Annotated in this window: 27 protein-coding genes and 7 tRNA genes; 12 read left to right on the top strand and 22 right to left on the bottom strand. The window is 63.6% G+C overall.

Features of this window, described 5'->3' with window-relative positions; all coding sequences use genetic code 11:
* Positions 1-2: 2 nt before the first annotated feature.
* The 6 genes from galE to QYR03_RS01385 all read right to left on the bottom strand — a co-directional run bounded on the left by galE (position 3) and on the right by QYR03_RS01385 (position 5466).
* Positions 3-962 carry a UDP-glucose 4-epimerase GalE gene (galE, locus tag QYR03_RS01360; protein ID WP_259850505.1) on the bottom strand — a complete coding sequence of 320 codons (960 nt, stop codon included), beginning with the start codon at positions 960-962 and terminating at the stop codon, positions 3-5.
* Positions 963-1005: 43 nt separating this feature from the next.
* Complete coding sequence (locus QYR03_RS01365) at positions 1006-1698, bottom strand: metal-dependent transcriptional regulator (protein WP_259850507.1); 693 nt, start codon at positions 1696-1698, stop codon at positions 1006-1008.
* Between the two features lie 169 nt (positions 1699-1867).
* The gene (locus QYR03_RS01370) at positions 1868-2860 is read right to left on the bottom strand and encodes a sigma-70 family RNA polymerase sigma factor (RefSeq protein WP_301712332.1); all 993 of its coding nucleotides are present in this window, start codon (positions 2858-2860) and stop codon (positions 1868-1870) included.
* A 172-nt stretch (positions 2861-3032) separates the two neighbouring features.
* Positions 3033-3467: a D-aminoacyl-tRNA deacylase gene (dtd, locus tag QYR03_RS01375; protein ID WP_301712333.1), complete on the bottom strand. Its 435-nt coding sequence runs from the start codon at positions 3465-3467 to the stop codon at positions 3033-3035.
* Between the two features lie 16 nt (positions 3468-3483).
* Complete coding sequence (locus tag QYR03_RS01380; protein ID WP_301712334.1) at positions 3484-5007, bottom strand: methyltransferase; 1524 nt, start codon at positions 5005-5007, stop codon at positions 3484-3486.
* Positions 5008-5022: 15 nt separating this feature from the next.
* Entirely contained in the window at positions 5023-5466 is a 444-nt protein-coding gene (locus QYR03_RS01385; RefSeq protein ID WP_259850515.1) for a DUF3099 domain-containing protein, read from the bottom strand.
* A 90-nt stretch (positions 5467-5556) separates the two neighbouring features.
* Here QYR03_RS01385 and QYR03_RS01390 point away from each other — a divergent pair, with 90 nt between their 5' ends.
* From QYR03_RS01390 to QYR03_RS01405, 4 genes are all read left to right on the top strand, one after another.
* Positions 5557-5808 (top strand): DUF3039 domain-containing protein, encoded by a 252-nt coding sequence (locus QYR03_RS01390; RefSeq protein WP_259850842.1) that lies wholly within the window; start codon positions 5557-5559, stop codon positions 5806-5808.
* Positions 5805-7562 (top strand): DEAD/DEAH box helicase, encoded by a 1758-nt coding sequence (locus tag QYR03_RS01395; RefSeq protein ID WP_301712335.1) that lies wholly within the window; start codon positions 5805-5807, stop codon positions 7560-7562. The genes QYR03_RS01390 and QYR03_RS01395 overlap by 4 nt, the downstream gene beginning before the upstream one ends.
* 67 nt (positions 7563-7629) lie before the next feature.
* Positions 7630-8154 carry a hypothetical protein gene (locus tag QYR03_RS01400; protein WP_259850519.1) on the top strand — a complete coding sequence of 175 codons (525 nt, stop codon included), beginning with the start codon at positions 7630-7632 and terminating at the stop codon, positions 8152-8154.
* A 235-nt stretch (positions 8155-8389) separates the two neighbouring features.
* The gene (locus QYR03_RS01405; RefSeq protein WP_301712336.1) at positions 8390-9322 is read left to right on the top strand and encodes a hypothetical protein; all 933 of its coding nucleotides are present in this window, start codon (positions 8390-8392) and stop codon (positions 9320-9322) included.
* 83 nt (positions 9323-9405) lie between these two features.
* On the opposite strand, the gene QYR03_RS01410 is transcribed toward QYR03_RS01405, so the two are convergent.
* Both QYR03_RS01410 and ppgK read right to left on the bottom strand, forming a co-directional pair.
* A complete protein-coding gene (locus QYR03_RS01410; RefSeq protein WP_367620393.1) occupies positions 9406-11025 on the bottom strand; it encodes an RNA polymerase sigma factor in 1620 nt (539 codons plus the stop codon).
* 253 nt (positions 11026-11278) lie between these two features.
* Positions 11279-12088: a polyphosphate--glucose phosphotransferase gene (gene ppgK, locus QYR03_RS01415; protein WP_301712338.1), complete on the bottom strand. Its 810-nt coding sequence runs from the start codon at positions 12086-12088 to the stop codon at positions 11279-11281.
* A 225-nt stretch (positions 12089-12313) separates the two neighbouring features.
* On the opposite strand from ppgK, the gene QYR03_RS01420 reads away from it, so the two are divergent.
* Complete coding sequence (locus QYR03_RS01420; protein WP_259850527.1) at positions 12314-12607, top strand: DUF4193 domain-containing protein; 294 nt, start codon at positions 12314-12316, stop codon at positions 12605-12607.
* 23 nt (positions 12608-12630) lie between these two features.
* On the opposite strand, the gene QYR03_RS01425 is transcribed toward QYR03_RS01420, so the two are convergent.
* On the bottom strand, positions 12631-13191 hold the full coding sequence (locus tag QYR03_RS01425; protein WP_301712339.1) for a DUF3093 domain-containing protein: 561 nt from the start codon (positions 13189-13191) through the stop codon (positions 12631-12633).
* Positions 13192-13319: 128 nt separating this feature from the next.
* Between QYR03_RS01425 and dut the strand changes: the two genes are divergently transcribed.
* From dut to dxs, 4 genes are all read left to right on the top strand, one after another.
* Positions 13320-13793 (top strand): dUTP diphosphatase, encoded by a 474-nt coding sequence (dut, locus tag QYR03_RS01430; RefSeq protein WP_301712442.1) that lies wholly within the window; start codon positions 13320-13322, stop codon positions 13791-13793.
* A 135-nt stretch (positions 13794-13928) separates the two neighbouring features.
* Positions 13929-14768 (top strand): DUF3710 domain-containing protein, encoded by an 840-nt coding sequence (locus QYR03_RS01435; RefSeq protein WP_301978739.1) that lies wholly within the window; start codon positions 13929-13931, stop codon positions 14766-14768.
* Between the two features lie 41 nt (positions 14769-14809).
* Entirely contained in the window at positions 14810-16123 is a 1314-nt protein-coding gene (locus tag QYR03_RS01440) for a class I SAM-dependent RNA methyltransferase (protein ID WP_301712341.1), read from the top strand.
* Positions 16124-16290: 167 nt separating this feature from the next.
* Positions 16291-18180 carry a 1-deoxy-D-xylulose-5-phosphate synthase gene (gene dxs, locus QYR03_RS01445; protein ID WP_301978968.1) on the top strand — a complete coding sequence of 630 codons (1890 nt, stop codon included), beginning with the start codon at positions 16291-16293 and terminating at the stop codon, positions 18178-18180.
* Positions 18181-18230: 50 nt separating this feature from the next.
* Here dxs and QYR03_RS01450 read toward each other — a convergent pair whose 3' ends face one another.
* Together QYR03_RS01450 and QYR03_RS01455 are read right to left on the bottom strand one after the other, a co-directional pair.
* Positions 18231-19433 (bottom strand): HRDC domain-containing protein, encoded by a 1203-nt coding sequence (locus QYR03_RS01450; protein ID WP_259850543.1) that lies wholly within the window; start codon positions 19431-19433, stop codon positions 18231-18233.
* A 3-nt stretch (positions 19434-19436) separates the two neighbouring features.
* A complete protein-coding gene (locus QYR03_RS01455) occupies positions 19437-20003 on the bottom strand; it encodes a DUF3000 domain-containing protein (protein ID WP_259850844.1) in 567 nt (188 codons plus the stop codon).
* Between the two features lie 224 nt (positions 20004-20227).
* Between QYR03_RS01455 and hemQ the strand changes: the two genes are divergently transcribed.
* Positions 20228-20929, top strand: a complete 702-nt coding sequence (gene hemQ / locus QYR03_RS01460; RefSeq protein WP_259850545.1) for a hydrogen peroxide-dependent heme synthase — start codon at positions 20228-20230, stop codon at positions 20927-20929.
* A 108-nt stretch (positions 20930-21037) separates the two neighbouring features.
* Here hemQ and msrB read toward each other — a convergent pair whose 3' ends face one another.
* The 9 genes from msrB to QYR03_RS01505 form a co-directional block, all read right to left on the bottom strand.
* Positions 21038-21457 carry a peptide-methionine (R)-S-oxide reductase MsrB gene (gene msrB, locus QYR03_RS01465; RefSeq protein WP_259850547.1) on the bottom strand — a complete coding sequence of 140 codons (420 nt, stop codon included), beginning with the start codon at positions 21455-21457 and terminating at the stop codon, positions 21038-21040.
* Positions 21423-22715: a glycosyltransferase family 87 protein gene (locus QYR03_RS01470; protein ID WP_259850548.1), complete on the bottom strand. Its 1293-nt coding sequence runs from the start codon at positions 22713-22715 to the stop codon at positions 21423-21425. Before QYR03_RS01470 ends, msrB begins: the two co-directional genes overlap by 35 nt.
* A gap of 25 nt (positions 22716-22740) precedes the next feature.
* Positions 22741-23418: a dihydrofolate reductase family protein gene (locus tag QYR03_RS01475; RefSeq protein ID WP_301712342.1), complete on the bottom strand. Its 678-nt coding sequence runs from the start codon at positions 23416-23418 to the stop codon at positions 22741-22743.
* A 54-nt stretch (positions 23419-23472) separates the two neighbouring features.
* Positions 23473-23548, bottom strand: a tRNA-Gly gene (locus QYR03_RS01480).
* A gap of 18 nt (positions 23549-23566) precedes the next feature.
* A tRNA-Val gene (locus QYR03_RS01485) sits at positions 23567-23638 on the bottom strand.
* Positions 23639-23667: 29 nt separating this feature from the next.
* Positions 23668-23741, bottom strand: a tRNA-Cys gene (locus QYR03_RS01490).
* 40 nt (positions 23742-23781) lie between these two features.
* Positions 23782-23857, bottom strand: a tRNA-Gly gene (locus tag QYR03_RS01495).
* 19 nt (positions 23858-23876) lie between these two features.
* Positions 23877-23948 (bottom strand) — tRNA-Val (locus QYR03_RS01500).
* Positions 23949-23970: 22 nt separating this feature from the next.
* Positions 23971-24046, bottom strand: a tRNA-Gly gene (locus QYR03_RS01505).
* A gap of 280 nt (positions 24047-24326) precedes the next feature.
* On the opposite strand from QYR03_RS01505, the gene QYR03_RS01510 reads away from it, so the two are divergent.
* Positions 24327-24398: transfer RNA gene (locus QYR03_RS01510), tRNA-Val, on the top strand.
* Between the two features lie 146 nt (positions 24399-24544).
* On the opposite strand, the gene QYR03_RS01515 is transcribed toward QYR03_RS01510, so the two are convergent.
* Entirely contained in the window at positions 24545-24808 is a 264-nt protein-coding gene (locus QYR03_RS01515) for a hypothetical protein (RefSeq protein WP_259850552.1), read from the bottom strand.
* Between the two features lie 151 nt (positions 24809-24959).
* Positions 24960-25154: a hypothetical protein gene (locus QYR03_RS01520; RefSeq protein WP_259850554.1), complete on the bottom strand. Its 195-nt coding sequence runs from the start codon at positions 25152-25154 to the stop codon at positions 24960-24962.
* An 841-nt stretch (positions 25155-25995) separates the two neighbouring features.
* Between QYR03_RS01520 and QYR03_RS01525 the strand changes: the two genes are divergently transcribed.
* Entirely contained in the window at positions 25996-26259 is a 264-nt protein-coding gene (locus tag QYR03_RS01525; RefSeq protein ID WP_259850557.1) for a hypothetical protein, read from the top strand.
* The last annotated feature ends 277 nt before the right edge of the window (positions 26260-26536 follow it).

Below are 26536 nucleotides of genomic sequence, written 5' to 3' on the forward strand. Positions count from 1 at the left end.
CGCTAGCGCGACTGGGTGTACTCCCACGCATCCGCCACGATCTGGTCCAGGTCGGTGCGGGTGGGGGTCCAGCCAAGTTCGTCCTTGGCACGCTGGGACGACGCGATGAGCGTGGCCGGGTCGCCGGCGCGGCGGGGCGCGACTTCGGCGGGAATCGGGTGCCCAGTCACGCGGCGGCAAGCCTCGATGACTTCCTTGACGGAGTATCCGTCGCCGGAACCGAGGTTGAAAATGCGGTGCTTGCCCGGGGCATTGGACTCCAGGGCGAGCAGGTGGGCGTCGGCGAGATCCCTGATATGGATGTAGTCGCGCACGCATGTGCCGTCGGCGGTGGGCCAGTCATTGCCGTACATGAGGATCTTGTCGCGCTTGCCCTGCGCCACCTGGAGGACCAGGGGAATGAGGTGGGTCTCCGTCGCGTGGTTCTCGCCGAGACCGCCGTAGGCGCCCGCCACGTTGAAATAGCGCAGGCTCGTCGCCCCGAGACCGAAAGCGGTGGCGTACGACGTGATGGCGTAATCGATGGCCAGTTTGGTCGCGCCGTAGGCGTTCGTCGGGGCGGTTGGCATGTCCTCAGTGATGGGCACCCGCTCCGGCTCGCCGTAGGTGGCGGCGGTGGAGGAAAACACCAGGCTGTTCACATTGTGGTCGCGCATGGAGTTGAGCAGCTTCAACGTGGTGCCCACGTTGTCGCGCCAGTACTCGTCGGGCTTCTCTACGGATTCGCCCACCAGCGAGCGTGCGGCGAAGTGGAGGACACCGTCGACCCCGCCGCCGGCGAGCACGTCGTCGATGACATCGTTGATGTCGCCTGCGACGAGGTCGGCGCCCTCTGGCACGGCATCGCGGTTGCCAGTGGAGAAATTGTCCACGATGGTGACGGCGTGACCGGCTTCAAGCAGGACCTTCGAACAGACGCTTCCGACATATCCGGCACCGCCGGTGACAACGAGACGTGACATGATGCTTCCTTCTTCGGGCTGATTCGGACGGAGGGGCGTGGGGCTAGTTGTCCAGCAGCGCCACGCGCAGGGCGTGCGCCAGCTCCGGGGCGAGATCGACGCGCGAGCCGGAGTCAGTGATGACGCCCAGGCAGCCGTTGTCGGAGCGTTCCAGGGTGACCTTCGCGCCGCGGTTGATACCGAAGCGGCAAATGGAGGAGTACTGCTCGGAGTCGAGCTGAAGAATCTCGTTGATTTGCACGATCTCGGCTCGCACCGGCGCGTCTAAGTCAATGTCGCTGGCGCGCACGCCCAAGTCGTCTTGGAGCGGCTCGGTATAGCCGAGCTCGTCGAGAGCCGGAATCGGGTTGCCGAAGGGGGAGCGGGTCGGGTCCTCCAGGACGTTCAGCATCTGGCGCTCGACCTCCTCGCTCATCACGTGTTCCCAGCGGCAGGCTTCGGCGTGGACCTTGCTGAGGTCGAGGTTCAAAACATCGGTGAGCAAGCGTTCTGCGAGGCGGTGTTTGCGCATCACGGACGTGGCGAGCTCGCGGCCCCGTTCGGTGAGAGAGAGGGAGCGGTCCGGTTCAACAACGATGAGCCCGTCGCGCTCCATGCGCGCCACGGTCTGCGAGACGGTGGGGCCGGACTGGTCGAGGCGCTCGGCGATGCGTGCACGCAACGGGGTGATGCCTTCTTCTTCAAGCTCGTAGACCGTGCGCAAGTACATTTCGGTGGTATCTACGAGATCTCTCACAGCAGTCTTCCCTCTTATTCTTCACGCGGGGTATGCGCACTGCGGCACCGTGGCGCAGCGCTTTTCTCCGCGGTCGATCTTCAGTGTTGGATTCAAGCAACAGCTCGAGCACATAGTAACCCAGAACACACCGTTGCTCGGACGGTGCGTCTGGGTCGGGGGTGCGTTTTTATGCGTAGTCGCGCAGCCGGTCGGCGCGGTCGCCGACGCGCAGCTTGCTCATCACTTCGCGCTCGATCTGGCGGACGCGCTCGCGGGACAGGCCGAATTTGCGGCCGATCTGGTCGAGGGTGCGCGGCACACCGTCGTCAAGCCCGTAGCGCAGGCGGATGACATCTTGCTCGCGCTGCTCTAGGCCGCCGATGATGTCGTTGATGTCGTCGTGGCGCAGTGCGGAGACCACAGCGTCTTCGGCGTCCGCCGCCTCAGCGTCCTCGATGAAGTCCCCCAGCGGGGCTTCCTCGTCGGCGCCGACGGGCATGTCCAGGCTCACCGGGTCGCGGGACTGGCGCAGCAGCATTTCGATCTTGGACTCTTCAATGCCGGACTCGTCCGCCAGCTCCTCGTTCGTGGGTTCACGGCCGAGGGACTGGTACATCTCGCGGCGGATACGGGAGAGCTTGTTCACCTGCTCCACGAGGTGGACGGGGAGGCGGATGGTGCGGGACTGGTCCGCCATGCCGCGGGTGATGGCTTGGCGGATCCACCAGGTGGCGTAGGTGGAGAACTTGAAGCCCTTGGTGTAGTCGAATTTCTCCATCGCGCGGATGAGACCGAGGTTGCCCTCCTGGATCAGGTCCAGCAGGGGCATGCCGCGGCCGGTGTAGCGCTTGGCCAGGGAAACGACGAGGCGGAGGTTCGCTTCCAGCAGGTGGGAGCGCGCTTTCCGGCCTTCCTTGGCTAGGATCTTCAGGTCGCGCTTCTTCGCGCGGGTGAGCTCCACGTCCGGGTCGTCGAGGAGGTGCTGGGAGTACAGGCCGACCTCGATCTGCTGGGCGAGTTCGACTTCCTCTTCAGCGTTGAGCAATGCGGTCTTGCCGATGCCGTTCAGGTAGACGCGCACAAGGTCGGCGGACGGGTTGTCGTTCGTCTGATTTCGCCGGCTCCCGCGGTCGACTCTTTCTTCGTTGTCATCGACATGATCCACATTGGGCTGAGTCATGGATGAAGGCTCCTTTAAAGTCTCGCGAATCTATCGTTCTAACGCCGGACAAGAGCAGTTTGTTCCCGCCGTGGGACCCTGTCGTCTAAGCACTCATTCGTGCAGGTCATATGGGGTCGTGCGAAGGGAGCTGATACGCGGTTGCCGTGATTGGGACTTTAGCACCTTCGGTTTAGCTTTCAACCAGTACGGTGAACGGCCCGGAGTTCACGGAGGCGACTTCCATCATGGCACCGAAGCGGCCTTCCTCGACGTGGATTCCGCGGGCGCGCAAACCCTCGGCGATCTTCGCGATGACTGGCTCGGCCGCATCGCCTGGGGCCGCATCGGACCAGGACGGACGGCGCCCCTTCTTGGTGCGGCCCATGAGGGTGAATTGACTGACGAGCAAGACAGGCGCACCGGCCTCCTCGACGGAGACTTCGCCGTCGAGAATGCGCAGTTCGGCGATTTTCCGCACCATGGTCTCCCAGGAGTCGTCGGCGTCCTCAGAGCCGACACCGACGAGCGCAAGGATGCCGCCGGTTTCAGGGCAGTCGATGGCTCCGACGGTTTCGCCCTCCACAGTGACGGAGGCCGAGGTGACACGGGTGAGAACTGCTTTCATCGGTATTCCTTTCGGGCTAGCTGTTCAAGCTGACAATGTCGGCGGGCAGGACGAAGCCGTGGCGGATGAGGTCCACGACGACAGCGGCGGCATCGTGGCACAGGGTCTCCTCGGCATCATCGTCGAGTCCGTGGGAGGCGGCCCAGAGGGAGACGATGTCGCGCAGCGGAAGTCCGTCGGTGTTCAGCCCGGCGATGATGGCGGCGACGGTGTCGTCGATTTCGTGGCTGAAGCGGGGGCCGTCGGTACGCGTGATGCGCTTGACTTCGGGGGCGAATCCCATGCCCGTCTCAGTGTTGGTGAGGCTGATGTCTTCGAGTGCGACACCGGGCCGCAGGGCGAAGTGCGCGTCGAGCACACCGCTTTCCGACGTCTCCCGCAGCCACTCCATCCTCACGAAGTATTCCTCCACCTCGGGGCCGAGCGGGTCCGTGAACGGCTGGGACAGGGTTTCCGTTGTGACTTCCGTCGGGGCCTCACCGATGTCGCGGATGAAGATCCATCCGAAGCCGACTGCACGCACATCCTCCTCCCGGAAGTGGGCGAGCCACTGGCGCGTCCGGGCGATGCCCTCGGCGGAGCGGGGGTCGACGGATTCGTCCTTCAGCCATGTGGACACATAGAGGGCCGGGTCCACCACGTCGCGCTGGAGTACCCAGGCGGAGACACCGGTGGAGGGGAACCAGCTGGCCACGCGTTGTTCCCAGGACTGTTCGCTGGTGTGCACCCAGGAGCCCAGAATGAACGCGGAGCCGGACTCGGCCAGGTAATCCGGCGTGGAGGACACGACAAGCTCGGTTGCCCCATCCAGGTCCAAACCGGAGTCCCGATAGACGTGGCTGACTTCCGGCAAGCCGACGACGAAAGGCGGGTTGGCTACGACGCGGTCGAAGCGCTCGCCTTCGACCGGAGCGAACCAAGAGCCGTGGCGCACATCCACGTTCGTGGCCCCGGCACCGGCGAAAGCCGCCTCGGCGAGCAGCAGCGCACGCTCGTGGACGTCTGTGGCCACCACACGCTCGGCGGCCGTCGACTGGGCGAGAGCCTGGACACCCGAACCTGTGCCCAGGTCCAGCACTGTCTCCACCGGGGTCAGCGGCGTGGCGGACAGCAGCGACAAGCTGGCCGCTCCCACGCCGAGGACGTGGTCGGGCCCTGGCACATGGTCCGTGACCGAGGCATCCAAATCCGAGAAGATGAGACGGTCGCGGCCCGCAATGATGTGCGGGCGCACATCCAGCGCGACCTGCAGGTCGCCGGAAGGAGTGCGGGAGACCACGGAAGCGTCGATAAGCGCAAGCACGAGCCGCGCCGGGAGGAACTCGGCGAGCTCTTCCGCCGTCATCTTCTCGCGCACGAGGAAGAAACGGATGAGGCCAGACAAGCGCGAGCCGTCGCACGCTTCGAGAACCGCGCCGGGTTCCCCGCGGAAGAGCGCCTCCATTGCGTCTGGGCCGAGGTGCGCGGCGATGGAACCCGCAGTGAAACCCGCGTCAGTGAGTTCGCGGGTGAGCTCGCGCGCGATGTCGGTGGGCTGCACAGTGTCTCGGTCTCCTTAGTCCTCGTGGTCGATCGTGTCGGGCTGGTTGGCGGAGCTGTGCCCACCGGAAGAAAGTTGCTGCTGGCGGGCGGCCATGATCTGTTGCTGGCGGGCGGCGGCCGGCTTGTACACGTTGCGTGAACGCTTGTCGCGCACCTCGTTGCCGTCGTTGGCTACCACCACGGAAATCCACGGCAGCGGGATGGAAATGGCGAAGAAGATGATCGCGAGCACCCAGTTGTGCCACCACAGCGCCGCCGCAATGGAGAGGAACACGAACGGCAAGCGCATCCCCTGCATAATCAGGTAAGCCCGTTCGCGGGAACGGAGGTTCTCCATCGGGGAGCGCTTCGCCGACGTGATCAGCTCGGCCTTGCGGCGGGAAAACCGCTTGCCAGGCGCACTCACCGCGTCCCCGTCGACGACGGACGGATCGTTGCGGCCACCTGCTGTGCTCATGGCAACCCAGGGTAGACGCGCCCGGCGGGCTTATGCGACTTCCGCCCGCGCGCCCACGGCTTTTAAACATGGTCCGGGCAATGAGGCATGATGGTGTGCGTGACGCAGACAACGACGAAGACGATTGAACGGCCCGATGTCCGCGAAGACACCTCGCAGGACAACGACACCCCCGACTTCTTCCACTACGTGAAGAAGGACCAGATTGTGAACTCCGCAGTCAGTGGTGCCATGGTTGTCGCGTTGTGCGGCGAGACATTCCCAGTGCGCAAGCAAGCCAAGCCCGGCTCACCCGTGTGCCCGGACTGCGAGCGGATCTATAAGGGGCTGCGCCGCAAGTGACATCAGCAGTCAAGGGAAACGGGCCGACCCTGCGCCAGTGGCAGCAGGAGGCCCTCGACCTTTTTCTCGCTAGGAAGCCGAAGGACTTCCTCGCCGTGGCAACCCCCGGCGCGGGCAAGACCACCTTCGCGTTGACGCTGGCGAGCACGCTGCACGCGGAAAAAACGGTGGAACGCATCATCGTCGTGGTGCCCACGGAACACTTGAAGGTGCAGTGGTCGCAGGCCGCGGCGCGTTTTGGTTTGTCGCTCGACCCGGCGTTCACGAACTCGTCGGCGGTCAACCCGGCCTACGACGGAATCGTGGTCACGTACGCACAGGTGGGCATGCACCCGTTCAAGCACCACGCGGTGGCGTCCTCACGGCGCACGTTGGTGATCCTGGATGAGATCCACCACGCTGGTGACGCGAAGAGCTGGGGCGACGGCGTGCGCGAGGCGTACAACGATGTCGAGCACCGGCTTGCACTGACGGGTACGCCGTTCCGCTCGGACGATTCCGCGATCCCGTTCGTCACCTACGAAGAAGACGGCGAAGGACATCTCGTCTCCCAGGCGGACTACACCTACGGTTACGCGGAGGCGCTTGCCGACGGAGTGGTGCGCCCCGTCGTCTTCCTCGCCTACAGCGGCGAGGCGCAATGGAAAGACTCGGCAGGGGAGGAGTACTCTGCCCGTCTCGGCGAACCGCTCGACGCCGCGCAGACCGCGCGCGCCTGGAAGACCGCGCTGGACCCCAAGGGCGACTGGATCGCGGCTGTGCTGCAGGCTGCGCAGACCCGTTTGACCAAGCTCCGCAGCCACATGCCGGATGCTGGCGGCCTCGTCATCGCCACCGATACGACTACGGCGCGCGCCTACGCGAAGATCCTGAAAACCATTAGCAACACGCCCGTCACCGTCGTGCTTTCCGACGAGCCGGGGTCGTCGAAACGCATCGAGGAATTCTCCGCCTCGCAGGACGAATGGCTCGTGGCTGTGCGCATGGTCTCCGAGGGCGTCGACGTTCCGCGTCTCGCGGTGGGGGTGTACGCGACGTCTGCGTCGACCCCGCTCTTCTTCGCCCAGGCGATTGGCCGCTTTGTGCGCTCCCGCATGCCGGGTGAGTCCGCCTCCATTTTCCTGCCGTCTGTTCCTGTTCTGCTGCGCCTGGCTGAAGAGATGGAGGTCTCCCGTGACCACGTGCTGGGCAAACCTCACCGCGAGTCCGGCTGGTCCGACGAACTGCTGGAGCAGGCCAACCAGAAGCGCAGCGAACCCGACGAGGCCGCGAAATACGAATCCATCGGCGCGTCCGCGGAGCTCGACTCGCTCATTTTCGACGGCTCCACCTACGGCACACCGACACTCGCCGGCACCGAGGAGGAGCAGGACTTCCTCGGCCTACCCGGCTTGCTCGACGCGGACCAGGTGAAGACCCTGCTGCGTAAACGCCAGTCTGAGCAGCTTGATGCGCGGGAAGCCGAGGAGAAGGCCCGCCGCGCCGAAGAAGCCGCCAAAGCGAAAGAACCACCGCCGCCGACGACGACCGCCGGTGCCCCGTCGGTGCGCGGGGCCGAAAGCGGGGTGGCCTCCGAAGACATTCCGGCACTGCGCCAGGAACTCAACGCACGCGTGGCCATCATGGCGTCGCGCACGGGCCGTCCACACGGCGCCATCCACACGGAGGCGCGTAAAGCGTGCGGTGGTCCGCCCACGGCATTGTGCTCGGCGGAACAGCTCAGGGAAAGAATCCGGTACCTGACGCAATGGTAAAGTCGGGCCCACTATGGTGCACCCGAATCCTTACGGCGCTGGTTACCCGCGCAGCCCGCGGGACCCCATGAACGAACCTGACGGCGGCTACTCCCATGAGCGCGCCGGGCAGTTCGACGGTTACGGGCAGCCCTTCGGCCAGGGGCCTGTTGATGCGTACGGCCGCTACAATCCCCACGGCCCGAACTCGTATCTTCCTTACAGCAACGCCACGGCACCTACTGGGCAGAACCGGACGAATGTGTGCGCGATCATCTCGCTCGTCTTGGGGTTCTTCACCATCATGAGCTCGTGGTGGTTCATCGTGCTCGGCGCCATCGCCGCGATCGCCGGCATCATTCTCGGCATCGTCGGCATCAGCCAGTGTCGTCGCGGCCTGCGCAACGGTGGCATGGTATCGAGCGTCGTCGGCCTGCTGCTCAACGGCTGCGCCTTGGTCGTCTCCATCATCGTCGGCTGCATTCTTGTCCTCATGCTCACGGACCCGGGCTACGCCGACTACACCGACTCCGACACCGACTATGCCGTTCCCGACAGCGGCAACGGCAGCATCTTCGACCGTCCCAACGACCGGTTCACCGAACACACGTAGCGCGGTGCTCGTCCCAACCCCGTTTCATGATCTGCCGTAGGCGAGAAATTCCCCCTGTATGCCGGTAAGGTCCCTTGGGCCACACGTAGATTCACGCGCCTGGAAGAGCCCGGGCCGGCAAGGGGAGAGGACCAGTGAGAGACGCGGGGAGTGCACGGTACGGGTACAGACCTCAGGAGTATCCGCAGCCGAGGAAAAGCACCCGTTTCTCATTGTCCTAGGCATCGTCGGGATCTTGGCTATCATCGGTGCGCTCGCTGCTGTAATGGTGGGGGCAAGTATCCGGGCGCTGAACTCCGCGAAGCTCGAGCAGTACTTCGTCGACGGAAAGCTAGCGACCTGCGATGTGGACCCCGATTTCTATGATTCCGTCGGCTGGAAAGATACACGGAGGGACTATTCGACGGATAAATTCTGCCACGGGTGGGCGGAAACAACCGAGGGTGAAGTCGCTGTTGAAATCTATCTCGATGACGAGCCTCTCGATGGTGCCATCGCACCGTCCGATGTTGCAGGCTGGAGCGAGATCACTTCAACGCAGCCCCATAACCCTTGGTGCATGATGACATCCGTTAACCCCGCGTTGTCCGCTGTCTCGTTGTTCGTGCCGTCGTCCTGCGAACCGCTCTATCCAATGGCACAGGAACTGGCGCAACTCGCTGCTGACGCAACAGGGAAGAAGTCCCCCAGCGAGGACCAGGTTCATACAAGCGAACCGGTCAGCGTGGCAAGTGACGAGTATTCGGAACTCCTGTCTTCGGCAGATCACATCGGAACCAAGAAGAACGTGCGGTCAGTGGACGTGAAGGAAGCGACGCTGCAACCCAAGGAAGTGAAAATTTCCCCCTTCGGAACGCTGCAAACCGACGAAGAAAGTGAGGTGTGTGGCGACCTCGTACTCAACATTGCCGCTTTGGAAGACAATATTGACGAGAAGTTCAGGTTGCCTGATCTAGGAGTCATGACCCCAGCGGGGACATTGAGGTGGCTCGAAACCACGGGGGAAGAGGGGACGTACGACGAATCACAAGACGTCTCCACCAAATATTGTGGCTCCTATGCCGGTGAATTCCGCGAAACCACGTTGCTCCTAGTTGGAGGTGTGGCGTCCCCGGAGGAGGAACCGGCTGTGTGGAAATTCGAACTCGGCGGGGAAACAGGCATCTAGCTTCCGGGGAGTAGAAAAGCCCGCAGGATGGCCGGTCTCAACAGTGGCCGGTGAGCCTGCGGGTTTTTTGGTCGGGGGCGCGTTTAGTCGAGGTAGTCGCGCAGCACTTGGGAGCGGGACGGGTGGCGCAGTTTCGACATCGTCTTCGATTCGATCTGGCGGATGCGTTCACGGGTCACGCCGTAGACTTGGCCGATCTCGTCGAGGGTGCGGGGCATGCCGTCGGTAAGCCCGAAGCGCAGTCGCACAACGCCGGCCTCGCGCTCGGACAGGGTGTGGAGCACATCCTGGAGTTGGTCCTGCAGCAAGGTGAAGGACACGGCATCCACTGCGACGACCGCCTCGGAGTCTTCGATGAAGTCGCCGAGCTGGCTGTCTCCCTCGTCGCCGATGGTCTGGTCCAGGGAGATCGGTTCACGCGCGTACTGCTGGATCTCGAGGACCTTCTCTTCGGTGATGTCCATTTCCTTGGCGAGTTCCTGCGGTGTTGGTTCGCGGCCGAGATCTTGCAGCAGCTCGCGCTGGATGCGGCCGAGTTTGTTGATGACCTCGACCATGTGCACCGGGATACGGATCGTGCGGGCCTGGTCCGCCATCGCGCGGGTGATGGCCTGACGGATCCACCATGTCGCGTAGGTGGAGAACTTGTAGCCCTTCGAGTAGTCGAATTTCTCCACGGCGCGGATGAGTCCCAGGTTGCCTTCCTGAATCAGGTCGAGGAAGGCCATGCCGCGGCCGGTGTAACGCTTGGCCAGGGAGACCACAAGGCGGAGGTTCGCCTCCAGCAGGTGGTTCTTGGCCTTTCGTCCGTCGCGGGCGACAGCCCGCAGGTCACGCTTCATAGAGGGGCTGAGCTTGGCGTCTTTGTCTCCCTCGTCGGCGGCGCGCTTCATCTCGTCGAGACGGTACTGGGCGTACAGGCCCGCCTCGATGCGCTTGGCGAGGGAGACCTCCTGCTCGGCGTCGAGCAGGGCGACCTTGCCGATCTGCTTCAGGTAAGCGCGGACAGAGTCAGCGGAAGCGGTTAGCTGCGCGTCCTTGCGCGCCTGGCGCAGGGCAGCGGACTCCTCGATATCCCACACGGACGGAGCGCTGGACTCGTCGTCCTCATCGTCGTCGGAGCTTGCCGGCGCCTTCTCGGAGCCGTCCTCCTCACCGAGCTCGGGCACGACATCGTCAGCGTCGTCCTCTTCGTCCTCGTCCTCGATGGCCGCATCGACGACCTCTTCATCGTCCAGGTCTTCCTCGAACTCATCGTCCTCGAGATCATCGTCGAGGTCGTCATCCATGTCGTCCTCGAGATCATCGCTGTCCATGTCCGGGTCCAACATGTCGTCGTCGAGGTCTTCGTTGTCCTGGGCATCCTCGTCGAGCTCATCCGCCTCGGGTGCGCCTTCCTTCGATGCGGCGGTCTTCCTCACAGTCTTCTTGGCGGCTGACTTCCGCACCGTCTTCGCGGCCGACTTCTTAGCCGTCTTTTTGGCGGTTTTCTTGGCTGTCTTCTTCGTCGCCTTTGTAGCCGCCGACTTCCGGGCGGTCTTTTTAGCCGTCTTCTTGGCTGCCTTCTTCACGGCCTTCTTCGTGGTCTTCTTGGCCGTCTTCTTAGCGGCAGTCTTGCGGGCAGGCGAAGTGACGCCGGCGTCCCCGGAGGCGTTAGTGCTGTTCTCAGGGCTCTTGTTGTCAGATGGAGTGCTCGCTGCCACGTACGACCTTTCGTGAGCTCGTCGCTTCTCTTGTTTGGTGTGCCACCACAATACGGGACTGTGATGTCAACGCCGAGAGGCGGAGTCTATTCCTACGTCCATGAGTTAGGGCACGGCACTGGCTCCGGAAGGAGTGACTCCTATCAGGGTCAGTACCGCTGGGTATTGAACAACCCTACAGCATACGCATGCGCAGCTGGTGCACGCCACCTTGCTGGATAGTTTATTTTCAGTGATTCCTGCGTCCGGCGCCCTACGGTGAGACGTGCTTCCACACGGCCATTGCGGCGCCAACGATGCCGGCCCGGTTGCGCAACGTGGCGGGCACGACAGGCGCGTCGATGGTGAGAAGCGGCACCCACTTATCGGCCTTGCGGGAGATTCCGCCGCCGACGACGAAAGCGCTGGGATTGAAGAGGCGCTCGTATTCCGCGAGGACGGTGCTGACACGTTTCGCCCACTTTTTGTAGCTCAGCTCCTCGCGGTCACGGACAGCGGAGGACGCCTGGTGCTCCGCCTCCTTGTCGCCAACCATCATGTGGCCCAGCTCAGTGTTGGGGAAGAGCTCGCCGTCAACGAGGAAAGCCGAGCCGATTCCGGTGCCGAAAGTGAGGAAAATGATTGCCCCGGTCCGGGCGGTCTCGTCACCGAAGGCCACCTCGGCCAAACCGGCCGCGTCCGCGTCGTTAAGCACTGCGATGTCGCGCCCGCCGAGATAACGGGTGAAAAGTTCGTGGACATCTGTGCCGATCCAGGAGTCGTCGATGTTGGCGGCCGTGCGCGCGACGTGGTCGGTGACCACGCTCGGCAGACAGATGCCCACCGGGCCGTCCCATCCGAGTTGACGGACGATTTCTGCGGTGGTTTCCGCGACCGCATCCGGTGTCGCTGGCTGCGGGGTCTGGATTTTGATGCGGTCGCTGAGGAATTCGCCGGTGTTCATGTCCACAATCGCGCCCTTGACGCCCGAACCGCCGATGTCGATGCCGCAGCAGAGCGCGCTAGTGGTTTCCTCCCCAGTGCGAGGGTGGTTTTCGCTGGTGCCGTTGACCCGGTTATCCATGGTGAACGATTCTAACCGTCCCCCGGTGTGGGCGTGGGGTACCGGCGGAGGGGTGCCCGCGTGTGGCACGCCACAAAAGGAATGTGCGGGGGAAACATGACATATGGGGAACCTTGATTTAGGATCGCCTCGAAAGTAGAGCAGTGAAGGCCGTCACCGGGTGCTGCCGCACCCCGCGCAAGCGCGGTTATTGCTGCGACGATGGAAGGCAAAGGAGACCCAACAGTGGCCACCGACTATGACGCGCCCCGCCGCCGCCTCGACGACGAGATCGAGACCGACTCGCTTGAAGGTCTCAAGGCAGAAGAGGTCGCCGGCAGCAGCATGGACGACGACGGTGAAGTTGTCGACGCGTTCGACCCGCCCCAGGCGGATCTGACCGGGGAGGAGCTCAACGTCTCCGTCGTACCCAAGCAGCAGAACGAATTCACCTGCGCTTCTTGCTTCCTAGTGCAGAAGAACAACCGGCTCGGCCACACCGAGCCGGATGGTTCCAAGATCTGCCTCGACTGCGAATAGGCCCGCCGGGCCAGGGAGGGCGGCTAGCCCTTCTGCAGCGGCTCCGTCGCGCGGTCTGCCTGATCGGGCACGAAAGCGCGCAGCAGAGCCTCCGGGTCCCTCGACGACACGAGCCAGTACGGCGTCGGATCCTCCGGGTCGTCGAGCACGAAGAGCACCAATTCGTCGACCCACGCATGGTGCACCAGGTACGCCGCCGGGTCGAGCTGCCGGCCGAGCGCGTTCTGGGTCGCGGTCTTCGGCACAGCGAGCGAACGCGTGACGACACTCGCCGGCAGGTTCGCCTCCCCGATAACGAGCCAGCGCGTCCCGTCGGCGTCCCGCTCCACTTTCACCACCGTCGACGACAAGTGGACGAGGAACCACACAATGACGGCCGAGACGATCACGAAAGTGATCGCGAACCACCAGATACCCCGGTTATTGCCCATCTGGCCGCCGAGCAGAGCGGCGAAGGCGATGCCCACGACCCACCACCACACCGGCACCCACTGGCGCTCCGAATAGAGCGTCTCCGCCTTCGCGGATGATTCGGCTGTGGGGTGGTTGCTGCTGGTCACATTCTCACTGGCGTTGTCAGTCACAGCTCCCATGTTAAGCAGCCACCGGCGGAACCCTTAATCCTGACTGCAGTCAACTCGGGGAGGCCACAGCGCGAACCGTGCTCCTACGCAGCCCGTGGGCCGTGGCGTAGTGTGGGGCCGTGACCAATCTGACCAATCACGCGAATGAAAGCGCAACTGCGGGCATCGGGCCGATTCCGATCAAGCGGCTCGACCCTGACCTGCCTCTCCCCGAACGCGCCCACCGCGGCGATGCGGGAGTGGACCTGCACTCCGCAGAGGACCTCGTCATCGCTCCGGGCGAGCGCGCCCTTGTGAAGACCGGCATCGCGCTGGCTCTGCCGCTGGGAACAGTCGGCCTTATCCACCCGCGCTCGGGACTAGCCGCCAAGCACGGATTGACCATCGTGAACGCTCCCGGAACCGTGGACGCGGACTACCGTGGCGAGCTGATGGTCTGCCTGCTCAACACCGACAAGGACACACCGTTCGAGATCACGCGCGGGATGCGCATCGCCCAGCTCGTGGTTCAGCGCGTGGAGCTGCCCGATTTCGTTGAAGTGGACGAACTCGACGAGACGGTCCGGGGCGCCGGCGGGTACGGTTCAACCGGCGTGAACTAGCGCTGGATGACAACGAATATTTAGAACGAACAGTTCGAACGCACAGCACGACAGCACCTAAAGAGACGAGGGGAGCACACCACCATGGGATTGTGGCCGTTTGGCAAGAAAAAAAAGCAGCAGGACGCTGAACCGGTGAGCGCGACCGACAGCCAGGACGCAGACAACGTCACCGACGAAGCGGCACCGGAGCAGGAGCCGGCCACACCGGCTGGCACCGCTGAACCGGCTGCGGAGCCGGTCAGGGAAGCTGCTGTGGCGGACACGGAGGCGGATGCCTCTGCGGCGGCCGAGATCGGCGAGACCGCGCCGGCGACCACCGAATCGACGTACACCGGTCCTGTGACGATCGAGCACGATGCCGTCGGCGGTGACACAGGCCCGTTCGACGGGGACAACGTGGACATCAAGGACTTCGACTTCAGCGATTTCGCGGAAGGCATTCTCAACCTCGGTTCCATCCAACTTCCGCTGCCGAAGGGCTCCCAGGTGCAGGTGGAGATGGGGGAGCAGGGCCCGCGCATGCTTCACGTGGTCACCGAATTCGGCCGTGTCACGCCTGTCGCTTTCGCGGCACCGAATTCCGGCGGCATGTGGGAAGAGTCGAGCGACGAGATCATCGAGGGCATGCGCGGAGAAGGCATGCCCGCCGAGTTCGAGAAGGGCCCGTGGGGCCGCGAGGTCGTGGGCCGCGGAGCCAACGGCGTCATCCGCATCGTCGGCATCGAGGGGCCGCGTTGGCTGTACCGGGTCACTCTCGCCGCACCCCGCGGCAAGGAAGACCAGCTGGCGGAACTTGCCCATGAGATCATCGCCCGTTCCTTCATCTACCGCGGCACCGCCCCGGTGCTCGCCGGTAACTCGCTTCCGGTCGAGCTGCCCGCGCAGCTCGCAGCGCAGCTCCAGCAGGCGATGGCTCAGCAGCAACAGCAGCAGAACCAGGGCCAGGACCAAAACCAGAACCCGGAGAACTAAACCCGACACAGACACTCAACAGGTAGGCGAATCACACAGAAATGGACGAACGACCCGTGGACCCGGCCGAGCCAGCACCCGCGGCCACCCCGACGCTGAGCGTGGGGGAGGAGCTCATGCTGACCCCGACGACGATGGCGCACGGCGGCGAGGCGATCGCCCACGCGCCGGACGGCAGGGTGGTGTTCGTCTCCGGGGCCATTCCGGGGGATACCGCCATGGTGCGCCTGACACGCGTGAAGAAGAACTGGGCGCGCGGTGAGGCGCAATCCATCGTGGCTGCTTCCCCGGACCGGGTGGACCCGGTGTGCCCGGCGGCTCAGGCCGGCGCCGGCTGCTGCGACTATTCCCATATCGCCCCGGCAGCGCAGGAACGGCTGAAGCGGGAAATTCTCGTCGGACAGCTCGACAAATTCGCCCGCTCGAGTGGCGTGCTCACCGGATTCGACCTGGCCATCGACTTGGAACAGGACACCCTCGCGCCGCTCACCGGCTGGCGCACGCGCGTCCGGCTCGGTGTCGGGGACAACGGCCGTGCCGGAATGCGGCGGGCGCGCAGCCATGAAGTCGTTTCCGATGTGCGCTGCACCCAGGTCAACCAGGAGGCGCTCGACGGCATCGTCGGCCCCGAGGCGCGTGCGTTCACCCCGGGCGCGGAGCTCGTCGTTGTGGTGGATTCGCGGGGTGAGCGGCACGTCGTCGAGACGCAACGCGCACAGCGCGGCAAGCGCATCGAGCACATCGAAACGAGAATCGAGGGCGGTGCCGCCGTGACGGAGGCGGTTCCCGCGCCGGTGGACAGCGGCACCGAGGAATCGGTTTTCCGCTTCCCGCCGACGGCGTTCTGGCAGGCGCACACCACGGCACCGGCGACCTATTGCCGCTACATCGCGGATTGGGCGGGGGACACGTACACCCGCCCGGTCGGCTGGGACCTCTACGGCGGGGTCGGCCTGTTCGTGCCGGAGATCAGTGCCGCGATCGGTTCGGGCGCGCACGTGGTCAGCGTCGACTACTCTGCGGCCGCGACGCGCGACCGGCAGCCCGCGCTTGAGAGGTACGACGTGGAGGTGCGCAACAGCAAGGTCGAGACGAGCATCGACGGCCTGCCCGACCCGGGGTTGGTCGTGCTCGACCCGCCGCGCACGGGTGCGGGCGCGGACGTCGTCAAGGCTGTCGCCGGGCGGAACCCGCAGCGCGTCATCCACATCGGGTGCGATCCCGCCACTTTCGCGCGCGATCTCGCGTCCTGGGGCGAGTCCGGGTACGTCGTCGAACGCATGGCGCTTATCGACGCCTTCCCGAACACGCACCACTTCGAAGTCCTTACGAGCCTGATTCCCGCCCCCCGGTGAATAATGGTTTCGGCCACCTGCGGTGTAGACTCGATCAGAACATTCGAGTCCGCCGCGCAGTGGACCGAACCAGGCAGAACGCGCGGCGGAGAGACTTCGCCGAGAAGGAGCCAAGACGAACAGTGAGTAGGCTTGACCACCTCGACCTTCCCGCTGACCTGAAGAGCATGTCCGCGGACGAGCTTGACGGGCTCGCGCGCGAAATCCGCGAATTCCTCATCCAGAAAGTCTCGGCCACTGGCGGACACCTCGGCCCGAATTTGGGTGTCGTGGAGTTGAGTATCGCGCTGCACGCGGTTTTCGACTCGCCGGACGAGCCCATCATCTTCGACACATCCCACCAGTCGTACGTGCACAAGATCCTCACCGGGCGTGCCGACCAATTCGACACCCTCCGCAAGAAGGGAGGCCTGTCCGGTTACACGAGCCGCACCGAGTCGGAGCACGATTGGACGGAATCCTCCCACGCATCCGCCGCGCTTTCGTACGCCGACGGTTTGTCAAAGGCGAAGGTGCTTCACGGCAACGGCGACCAGAACGTGGTTGCCGTGGTCGGCGATGGCGCGCTGACCGGAGGCATGTGCTGGGAAGCACTGAACAATATCGCTGAAAGCGACCGAAACGTGGTCGTCGTGGTCAACGACAACGGCCGCTCCTACTCGCCGACAATCGGTGGTTTCGCGCGGAACCTGGACGAGCTGCGCTCCCAGATAGCGCAGATCCGGATTCAACCGGGCTACGACGAAGTCATGGAGCAGGGCAAGCGCACACTCAAGTCCATGGGTTGGGTCGGGGAGCGGGCCTTCGGCGCGCTACAGGCTGTCAAGGAGGGCATCCGCCACCAGGTGGTGCCCACACAGATGTTCCAGGACCTTGGCATGAAATATGTCGGACCGATCGAGGGCCACGACATCGGCTCCCTGATGACGGCTCTGGCGTACGCGAAACAGTACAGCGGCCCGCTGATCATTCACGTGGCCACGGAAAAGGGGCACGGCTTCGCGCCGGCCGTCAACAACGTAGCCGACCAGATGCACTCCACCGGCGTCATCGACCCGGTCACGGGTGAGGCACTCGGGGAGGCCGGACCGGGGTGGACGTCGGTGTTCTCCGAGGAGCTTCTGCGCGCCGCCCACGAGCGCGAGGACATTGTCGCTTTGACTGCCGCCATGGCGGGCCCGACGGGGCTCACCCCGTTCGCGGAGAAGTTCCCGTCGCGTTTCTTCGATGTCGGAATCGCGGAGCAGCACGCCGTGACCTCCGCTGCCGGCATGGCGCTCGGCGGGCTGCACCCGGTTGTGGCCGTGTACTCGACCTTCCTCAACCGCGCCTTCGACCAGCTGCTCATGGATGTCGGCCTGATCAAGCAGCCGGTGACGCTGGTGCTGGACCGCGCCGGCATCACCGGCAGCGACGGCGCCAGCCACAACGGTGTGTGGGATATGGCGATCACGTCTATCGTGCCGGGGATCCGGGTCGCCGCGCCGCGCGATGCGGACCGCCTGCGCGAGGAATTCCGGGAAGCGATCGCCATCGAGGACGGCCCAACAGTGGTGCGGTTCCCAAAGGGCGACGTCGGCCCAGCCATTGACACTGTGCGGCGGACACCCGGGGGTTGCGATATTCTCGTCGAGCCTGAGGCTGCCCCCGCTTCCGACGGCGATGCGGACAGCGGGGATAATCCGGCAAAGGTGCTGGTGGTCGCAATCGGCGAGTTCGCCGAGAATGCTGTCGAGGTAGCCGGCCAGCTCAATAGCGAGGGCCAGCGCATCACCGTGGTGGATCCGCGGTGGATCGTCCCGGTCAACCCGGAACTGGTGGAGATGGCCGCTGAGGCCGACATGGTGGTCGTCTACGAGGACGGAGTTGTCCGTGGCGGCATCGGTTCCGCGATCGGCGAGGTACTCAGCGCCGCCGAGGTGGATACCCCGCTGCGCCACCTGGCGTTCCCGGATGTGTACCCGAAGCACGCCTCCCGATCCCAGCTCATTGCCGACGTGGGACTTGACGCTGAATCAGCCCGTGTATCGGTCGAGGAGTGGATCGGCAACCTCTAAACGGGGAAGTCACCGACGACGACACCCTGTGCCCGGCGTGAGCGGGCGCTCTAGGTCTCCAGCAGCCCGAATAGTGGGGCGACTTCGGCGATCTGCCATTCGCGCGCGCCAAGTCCCCGCAGCAGGACAGCGGCACGGTGGGCATCCCAGGGGCCCGGTGTGTGCGTCGCCGTCCACACAGCCTGGCGCAGCGTCGCCGGAGTGATCAGCACCTCGGGCTGAATAGACAGCTCGGCAGCGGAATACATCACGGCGGAGCGCATTGCCTGGAGCGCCTCCCAGGACTCGGGGTGGTGGCGCTGCCACGCGGACTTCCCGGGGGCGGTGGCCGCGTCGTCGGAACGGCGCGATTTATCGGGGTAGCCCGCAGGATCAGAGTCGTACACGGACTGCAGCACGGAGAACCATGCTTTCACAGCGCCCCGTCGGCGGCGCGGAAATCCGTGCACCGCACCGAGCTGCTGCGGTGTGCGGGGCAGCTCCTTCGCCAGAGCCAGCACTGTCTTATTCGGCATGATCATCGAGGGCGAGATGTCGCGGCGGCGCGCTTGGGTGTCGCGTTCCTCCCACACGGCGCGAGCCACGGCCAAGGAGGTGGGCGTTTTCAGCTGCGACAGCCCCTTCAAGTCACGCCACGTTTTTCGCACCGGTTCCCACTCGGCGTATTCAGCGACGATGAAGGCGAATTCTTCGTCGGCAATGTCCAGCTTGCCTTCGGAAGCGAGCAGTTCCGCTTGGGCTTCGGCGAGCTCGTTGAGGTAGATGACGTCCTCCGCGGCGTAGTCGAGCCACTCGTCCGGTAGAGGAACTTCGGACCAGTTTTCGCGCCCGTGGCCTTTTTCCAGCACGACACCGCAGAACTCCTCGACCATGGCGGCGAGGTTGGGCTTGTCGAAGCCGGCGATGCGGCCGGCCAGGGCGGTATCGAAGAGCATGCCGGGATACAACCCCAGCTCCGCGAGGCTGGGAAGATCCTCCGGTGCGGCGTGGACGATCCAGTCGCCGCCGTTGAGCACAGGGCCGAGAATCCCGGGGAAAGCGTCGCGGTGTCCCTCGGGGGCGAGCAGGAACGTCCCGGCACCGCGGCGGAAGACCTGTACCAGGAAAGCGCGGTCGTCGTAGCGGTACGCGGAGGCGCGCTCGGTGTCGATGGCGAAGGGCCCGCGGCCGTGGGCCAGCGCCTCGGCCGCGCGCCGGTAATCCGCAGGGGTGGACGCTAGGGTGTACCTACCGCGGTCAGGGGATTGCGGCATCAGCTAGCGGCGGCCGTCGATGCCGGCAACGCCTTCGGGCGGCAGGCCCGCGACATGCGCCAGGACCTTCGAGAAGGCCTCGACGTGGTGGGACAAATCGGTTCCGGTTGCGGTCCAGGAAGCGCGCATTTCGATCTGGTAGGCGCGCGGCGGGCCCCCGATCTCGCCGAAGCGGACAGAGGAGGTCGAAGTGACCGTGCCGCCAAGGTTAGTGTAGTCGGCGCCGGACTCGGCGAGGGATTCACCCAGCCACTGCCACGCCACATCGGGCAGCAGGGGATCGGAAGCGACAGCGTCGTCCATGTCCGCCTGAATGTAGGCGACCAAACGCATCGAGCCTTCCCACGACTCCTCGGAAGAGGGGGAGTAGAGGAGGATCAGCCGCCCGAAGGCGTCGCCTTGTGAGTCGGTGGGGATGGGGGCATCGTCGTCAAGCTCTTGCACCTCGAGCCCCACGGCGTGGCTGAACGGTGCGGGACGCTGCGGTGGGCGGATGGTGCCCAAGCTGATCTCCGGCCGCAATCGCGCGCGGTGCATGGATTCCACTGCCTCGTTGAACTCGGCAGGGATGGTCGCGGACTCCCCGTGCGGCGCGTCTGCTGGCGCGTTCGCGGATGCTGGGGAGGGGGCGGCGGAGAGCTGCGGATGGTCCGAATGTGTCACGCGTTCCAAGCTATCCAGAGCCTGTGCCCATTCTGTGGAGGCGCGCCGTTGTCTGCGCGAGCGTGCGGGGTAGGATCGGTCTATAGAACTTTTGTTGGACCTCCCTACGCGGGAAGAAAGGATTCGCCACCATGGCCCAGCCGGACATTGAACAGCTCAACAACACACAGCGCTACGCGCAGTGGGCAACGTTCCGCGCAATTCCGGGCGCGCTCGGAAACGACCGCGCGGAGATCATCGCTGAGCTGAAGGCGTTTTTCGCGCGCCTCGAGGAGGAGGGAAAGGTCGTCGTCCGCGGGATCTACGACATCTCCGGCATCCGCGCGGAAGCTGACGTGATGATCTGGTGGCACGCGGAGGAATTCTCGGACATCCAGAAGGCGTACAACGATTTTCGCCGCGACACCGTGCTTGGCCAGAGCCTCGAGGTCTTTTGGATCGGCGTGGGCCTGCACCGCCCGGCGGAGTTCAACCGCGGCCACCTGCCGGCGTTCATCATGGGCGAGGAGCCGCAGGACTGGATCACCGTGTACCCGTTCACCCGTTCCTACGACTGGTACATCATGGACGCGGACAAGCGCCGCCAGCTGCTCATTGAGCACGGACAGGCGGCGGCGGAGTACAAGGACGTGCGCGCGAACACGATGTCGGCGTTCTCCCTCGGCGACTATGAGTGGATGCTGGCGTTCGAGGCACCGACGCTCGCCCGCATCTCGGACCTGATGCACAAGATGCGCTACACGGAGGCCCGCCTGCACGTGCGCGAGGAGCTGCCGTTCTTCTCCGGCCGCCGCGTCGCGGACATCGCGGAACTCGTTGAGGCCCTGCCGTAGAAGGCCATTTTCGCTTATCGACGGGCGCCTGCCCACGCTTTACCGCGTGGACAGGCGCCTTTCATCTTTCATGTTGCTGAGTGGGCAGTGCGTAACCGGGCCGCGCTGCTACTGGACCGGCTTTTCCTCCAGCGTCATGGAGATGGAGTTGATGCAGTAGCGCAGATCTGTCGGGGTGTCGTAGCCCTCCCCGGCGAAAACGTGCCCTAGGTGGGAGTGGCAGTTCGCGCAGAGCACTTCGGTGCGCACCATACCGAGCGAGCGGTCTTCGCGCTCGATGATCTTGTCGCCGGCGAGCGGGGAGAAGAAAGACGGCCAGCCGCAGTGTGACTGGAATTTCTCGGTGGAGCGGAACAGCTCTTCGCCGCAGGCGCGGCAGCGGTACACACCTTCGGTGGTGGTGTCGGTGTATTCGCCGACTCCAGGCGGTTCAGTGCCGGCCTCGCGGAGCACGTGGTACTCCTCGGGGTTCAGGCGCTCACGCCACTGCGTTTCAGTCCAGTCGCTGTAGTTCGTGTTTTCCAGCATCGTGGTGCGTCCTTTCGGTTCGGTTCAACACGGTGATCGGGGTGCTGACAGCCACTGCCCACGCCGCCGCTGCGAGGATGAAGATGCCCCAGCCGGCAGTGGGGAGGAACGTGTCCATCCAGCGGCCGAGTACCCAGTGGCCCTCCACTACCCATGACAGCGGTGACAGGCACAGGATTATTCCCGCCCACGCCGCAGGCGAACGGAAGACACTGAGACGGCTTCCGAGGGTGAAGACGGCGGGAAAGAGCATCATTGAGTAGTATGCCTGCCCCAGGGAGGACAGCAGGCACACCCCGGCGAGCAGCACCGCGGCGGTCGTGGCAGCCCAGACCCAGGGCGCGGAATAGCGGAAGCGGGCCAGGAAGACCACGGCGGCGAGAACGGCCGCGGCGAAGAAGATGAAAAGCAGCGCGTGCAGCCAACCTGGCATGCCGAAGTAGGCCGCCGCGCCGGCCAGCGAGGAGTTCGCGTAATCGCGGGTCTGCCTCAGGTACGGCGCGACGATGTCGATGTAGCCCCGCGCACCCGGGGTCAGCGGCCACGCGACAGCGTTTAACACCACCGGCACAGCGATTCCGCCGGCGACCGCGCGCCAGTCCAAGCGCAGAAGGGGCAGCAGCAGCACGGGGGCGAACATGGGCTTGATCAGGATGCACAAGCCCAGCACAATTCCAGCGGCCCAGGATAGACCCGGGCGCTCGGCGAGGAACCAAGCGAGGAAAGCCGTCAGCCCCAGGAACAATATGCCGTTGATGTTGGAGAACCCGAGCGTGTTGGTCACTGCCTCAGTGAGGAAGGCCAGCGCCACGGCTCCCGGGAAGACCGGGGAGGACAGGCTGCCACCCGCGAGACGGGTCAGCCACGCCAGTGCACCGATGATGCACGCGGCGTTGACGATAATGAACAGCGCACGGACGGCATCCATGTTCTCGACAAACCCGAGCGGGGACAGCAGCAGTGTCGCCCCCGGGTTGTAGAGGTAGTGCGGGTCGACGTGGTGGTAGAGCTCGTTGTATACCGGCTCGCGCAGCACGAAACGGCGCGCGGCCGACCACACAGTGGTGAAATCGTCGGTCACAGTCCCCGGCAGCGCCACCGCGAAAACACGGTGTATGACGAGCAGAACCGCCAGCGGCCGCAAGAAAGCGCTCGCTGCGGCCGTCCATGCCGAATGCCGGAACTCCCCAGTCTCTTCCGGGGCGGGGGCAGTCCAGGCGGAGCGGAGCACGTTCGTGCGGGGTGTCCTGGTAGTCACAACCCCCAAAGCTACTAAACGCCAGCTAGTTTCCCGCTCCCACCCGCCGGTAGCGGGCGAAGATGTGGGAGCCGGCGGAGTGGACGTCCTCCAGCTCCAGTTCCACGTCGATGTCGCCGGGCAAACCGGAGGGCTCGCCGTTGACGAAGGGGGCGGAGGTGAGGTGGAGGACATCGATAAGCGATTCCTCGAACATCGCCGCGTACAGTGACGGGCCTCCCTCACACACGATGCGGCCCAAACCCCTTCCGCGGAGCGTATCGACGATCTCCCGCGCGCTGCCTGAACCCGTACCGAGGAGTTCTGCGCCCGCCCGGGTGAGCTCCTCGCGGCGCGGGGCGAGCCCGGCGTCGGTGAGCGAGGAATCCGGGGTGAGAATCAACGGGGGTGTGCCGCTGAAGAGCTTCGCGGAGGTGTCGAAGTCCAGGGAGCGAGACACGACCGCCAGGGGAATGTCCGCCGGGCCGTAGTCCTCGGCTTTGACCGTGCCGGAACCAACGAGGACGACATCCGCCCACTCGCGCAGCGCGAGCATGACTTCTTTGTCAGCGTCGTTGCCCAGCGCCCCGGATGTGCCGGACGCGGTGAACGATCCGAACGCCGTGCTGATCGCTACCGCGCGGACCTCCTGGGTCGCCGTCGACGGCCCGATGATCTCCGCGTGCGTCTTCGGTGATGCTTCAGATGAATCGGATGCTGCCATGGCAAAAGGATAACCCCACCGGCCGAAACAGTGATTTCAGCTGGTGGGGTGGTGTGGAGCGGATGACGAGACTCGAACTCGCGACCCTCACCTTGGCAAGGTGATGCGCTACCAACTGCGCTACATCCGCAAAGAGCGTGTGCTCTTGTGCGCGATACTGGGATTGAACCAGTGACCCCTACCGTGTCGAGGTAGTGCTCTACCGCTGAGCTAATCGCGCTTGATATTCAGATGATACTCAAATGAATATGGAGGTGGAAACGGGAATCGAACCCGTGTACAAGGTTTTGCAGACCTTTGCCTCACCACTCGGCCATTCCACCGTGGGCGATTTCCGCCTCTTTCACAGTACCAAGAGGTACGTGGAGCGGATGACGAGACTCGAACTCGCGACCCTCACCTTGGCAAGGTGATGCGCTACCAACTGCGCTACATCCGCATCGGGGCTTTCGCCCTTGTGCGCGATACTGGGATTGAACCAGTGACCCCTACCGTGTCGAGGTAGTGCTCTACCGCTGAGCTAATCGCGCTTAAGCCCCCCATAAGGGGACTTGGAGCGGATGACGAGACTCGAACTCGCGACCCTCACCTTGGCAAGGTGATGCGCTACCAACTGCGCTACATCCGCATGCATTCGTTCCGATGTGAACTTGTGCGACTAGAAACTCTAATGTGTCGCCCCGCGTTCGACCAAATCCCGTCGTTGTGACTTGTTTTTAGTGTGCTCAAGCACGCGCTTATCGACGCCGCCTGCTTTCCATCCATCCCTCATTCCAGCGCCGGAACCCGGCCGTACATTCCCCCTGCCCCGCCGCCACGCTCGAAGCCCACGTTCACCGTGCTTGGGCACGCGATTAGGGGCTTTTACCACAGCAGTGTTAATGTATCCCTCGCGCCAAAAACGCGACGGTCCCATGGCTCAGTGGAAGAGCGTTCCGTTCACACCGGAAAGGTCGCTGGTTCGATCCCAGCTGGGACCACAATCTAGGTTGCCAACAGGCTCCTGACTCCCCCTGAATCTCGTCGATCAGTGCCCCGCTGAACGGCGAGATTTCGTATTTTTGATCTTTGCTAGCGGCGCAGGAGTTCTGCCGCCTCAGGTGCTCCCGCAAAGCTGCATGAGTAGCTAGCGGTTCTTCTTGACGTATTCTTCGAGGCACGACCCGACAATTTCACGCAAGGTGCCTACCTTGCGTGCGGCGATAGCTTTGAGTTCAGCATGCAGATCGCGGTCCACTTCGATGGTCATTTTCTTGACGTAATCACGGATTGAAGGCTGGTGGAACGCGGAACGGACGGACTTCGTGGGTGTGGCTGTGCTTTTCTTCGTGGCCTTTTTCTTAGTCCATGGGCCTTGTTGGGCGCGTGCGCGCGCTTTGCTGATGGTCACTTCATCATCTCCATAATCTCGTTGGCCAACTTGTCGTAACCATGCATGTCGGGGCCGGGGCAGTAGCCAAAGGTAAGGTGCATATCCGCGCAGCGGGATCTCCGTTTCAAAGTGCGGCATGTCCTCGGCTTCAAGCGCTTCTCGTGCAGCTTCAAGCGCGCTGGTTCCCTTTACGGGCGAAAGTCAGCAAGACAACGTGCGGGGTGCCGCCTACAGCGTCGCGCAGCTCCCACACCCGCGACAGGTCGGCGGCTGCGGAACGGGTCGGAATGATGATGAAGTCGCTGACGGCGATAGCGGCTTCAATCGCGTTTTCGTCTCCGGGTGGTACGTCGATAAACATCATCTCGTTATCGGCGACTAAAGCGGCTTGGCGGTCCAGGCGCTGTGGGATCGACAGCTCGACGTTGAACGGCAGCGGGTCGCCGCACGCTCGGCCCAGTCGAGAGCGGACCCCTGGCGGTAGAGGTTGGTCACGGTCCAGGGGGATACCGCGTTAGGCGAATACGGTCGCCAGGGACATCCTGCTCGTGGTTTTTCCCGACACCACCCTTCGCGTTGATAGTCATAGCTATGGCCAACAATCGGAAGGTGAAAGCCCCCTTAGATACGTCGGTGGCATTGCGATGTTGCGTGTCTAGCTGCTTGATTTGATCCGGCAATTCACCGTTGCCGAAGAAAAAGGATCGAGTCGGCGCCTCTAAATCCTTGGTCTTTACAAGTCGATACTTTCGTATCAATATCCTTCCAGACGGAGGCCAGACGGAGGAAAGACGTTAAAGAGACTTAATTTTCCCATTAGATGTAGTGGTGGACAGCTTGAAAGCTGCTGTCTTGTCCCTTTTTTCATCAATCCGAAAGGATCTATTTATGCGTTTGAAGAAAGCTTTAATCCTCCCTCTAGCTGTTTCTACCGCTCTCGTCGCATTCCCTGTTGCTACGGCCAGCGCAGCTCCTGCCACTCAGGAGGGGGAGTGCGTCGAGACTCACCAGGTTCCCTCTACTCTCGGTGCAGACCGAGAGACTGTTTCGGAAAATGACCTCAAACAAATCAATGAGGATATCGAGTCCGCGGGTGGTTCCCCCCCTTGCCTGCGGGAACAGTTGAGTACGGGTTCAACGCTGATGGTGACGCGGTAGCCATTGACTCCAATGGTCGGGAAACAGTCTTGTCTTGAGCAAAGAAGATGGATGTTGAGCTGAATTCAGTACTAGTCCAGACTAGGGCCGCAGAGGACCAAGACGATAAGGGAGTTCTTAGCGCAACTGCCACAACCATTGCTGGTTGTGCAGGTGGTGTAATCGGTTACGATACAATCCTGGAAATTTTAGAGAAGAGGGTTTCCTACTGGGCCTTGGTAAAGTTCCTCGCTAAGAAAATTGGACTAGGACTTGCGATCAGCTGCATTTCCGGTGCAGGTGGCGCCCTTGCCACCTACATGGGGTGGTAAAAAATGCGCTCATTGGTAACAATTTGCGGATTTTTAGTGGCACTTGGCATATTTCATTTTTACACTGATATGCCTTGGTTCCCTTCTGTGTTCTTTGGAGGCATCGCTGGGCTTATCGCAGGTGTAGCTCTGACAGAATCCGGGCGGCAGGCAGCCCGTCGAATTGTGTATAATCTTTTTCAGGGATGGTCCTAGCTCCGAGTGCCAGGATTGAATCAAGGTGGGGTGTCAGCGCTCTTTGAAAAGTAGCCCAAAACGCTCCTCGAAAAGTAGCCCA

Origin of the sequence: Corynebacterium sp. P4-C1 (assembly GCF_030503595.1) — a bacterium.
GTDB lineage: Bacteria > Actinomycetota > Actinomycetes > Mycobacteriales > Mycobacteriaceae > Corynebacterium.

Excerpts from the sequence above, each read along its gene's own strand:
- dtd (WP_301712333.1), bottom strand. The coding sequence starts at position 3,467 with ATGAAAGCAGTTCTCACCCGTGTCACCTCGGCCTCCGTCACTGTGGAG.
- ppgK (WP_301712338.1), bottom strand. The coding sequence starts at position 12,088 with ATGGATAACCGGGTCAACGGCACCAGCGAAAACCACCCTCGCACTGGG.
- QYR03_RS01390 (WP_259850842.1), top strand. The coding sequence starts at position 5,557 with ATGGTGTGCGTGACGCAGACAACGACGAAGACGATTGAACGGCCCGAT.
- galE (WP_259850505.1), bottom strand. The coding sequence starts at position 962 with ATGTCACGTCTCGTTGTCACCGGCGGTGCCGGATATGTCGGAAGCGTC.
- QYR03_RS01370 (WP_301712332.1), bottom strand. The coding sequence starts at position 2,860 with ATGACTCAGCCCAATGTGGATCATGTCGATGACAACGAAGAAAGAGTC.
- msrB (WP_259850547.1), bottom strand. The coding sequence starts at position 21,457 with ATGCTGGAAAACACGAACTACAGCGACTGGACTGAAACGCAGTGGCGT.
- hemQ (WP_259850545.1), top strand. The coding sequence starts at position 20,228 with ATGGCCCAGCCGGACATTGAACAGCTCAACAACACACAGCGCTACGCG.
- QYR03_RS01450 (WP_259850543.1), bottom strand. The coding sequence starts at position 19,433 with ATGCCGCAATCCCCTGACCGCGGTAGGTACACCCTAGCGTCCACCCCT.
- QYR03_RS01520 (WP_259850554.1), bottom strand. The coding sequence starts at position 25,154 with ATGATGTTTATCGACGTACCACCCGGAGACGAAAACGCGATTGAAGCC.
- QYR03_RS01475 (WP_301712342.1), bottom strand. The coding sequence starts at position 23,418 with ATGGCAGCATCCGATTCATCTGAAGCATCACCGAAGACGCACGCGGAG.
- QYR03_RS01385 (WP_259850515.1), bottom strand. The coding sequence starts at position 5,466 with ATGAGCACAGCAGGTGGCCGCAACGATCCGTCCGTCGTCGACGGGGAC.
- QYR03_RS01525 (WP_259850557.1), top strand. The coding sequence starts at position 25,996 with ATGGATGTTGAGCTGAATTCAGTACTAGTCCAGACTAGGGCCGCAGAG.
- dxs (WP_301978968.1), top strand. The coding sequence starts at position 16,291 with ATGTCCGCGGACGAGCTTGACGGGCTCGCGCGCGAAATCCGCGAATTC.
- QYR03_RS01400 (WP_259850519.1), top strand. The coding sequence starts at position 7,630 with ATGAACGAACCTGACGGCGGCTACTCCCATGAGCGCGCCGGGCAGTTC.
- QYR03_RS01440 (WP_301712341.1), top strand. The coding sequence starts at position 14,810 with ATGGACGAACGACCCGTGGACCCGGCCGAGCCAGCACCCGCGGCCACC.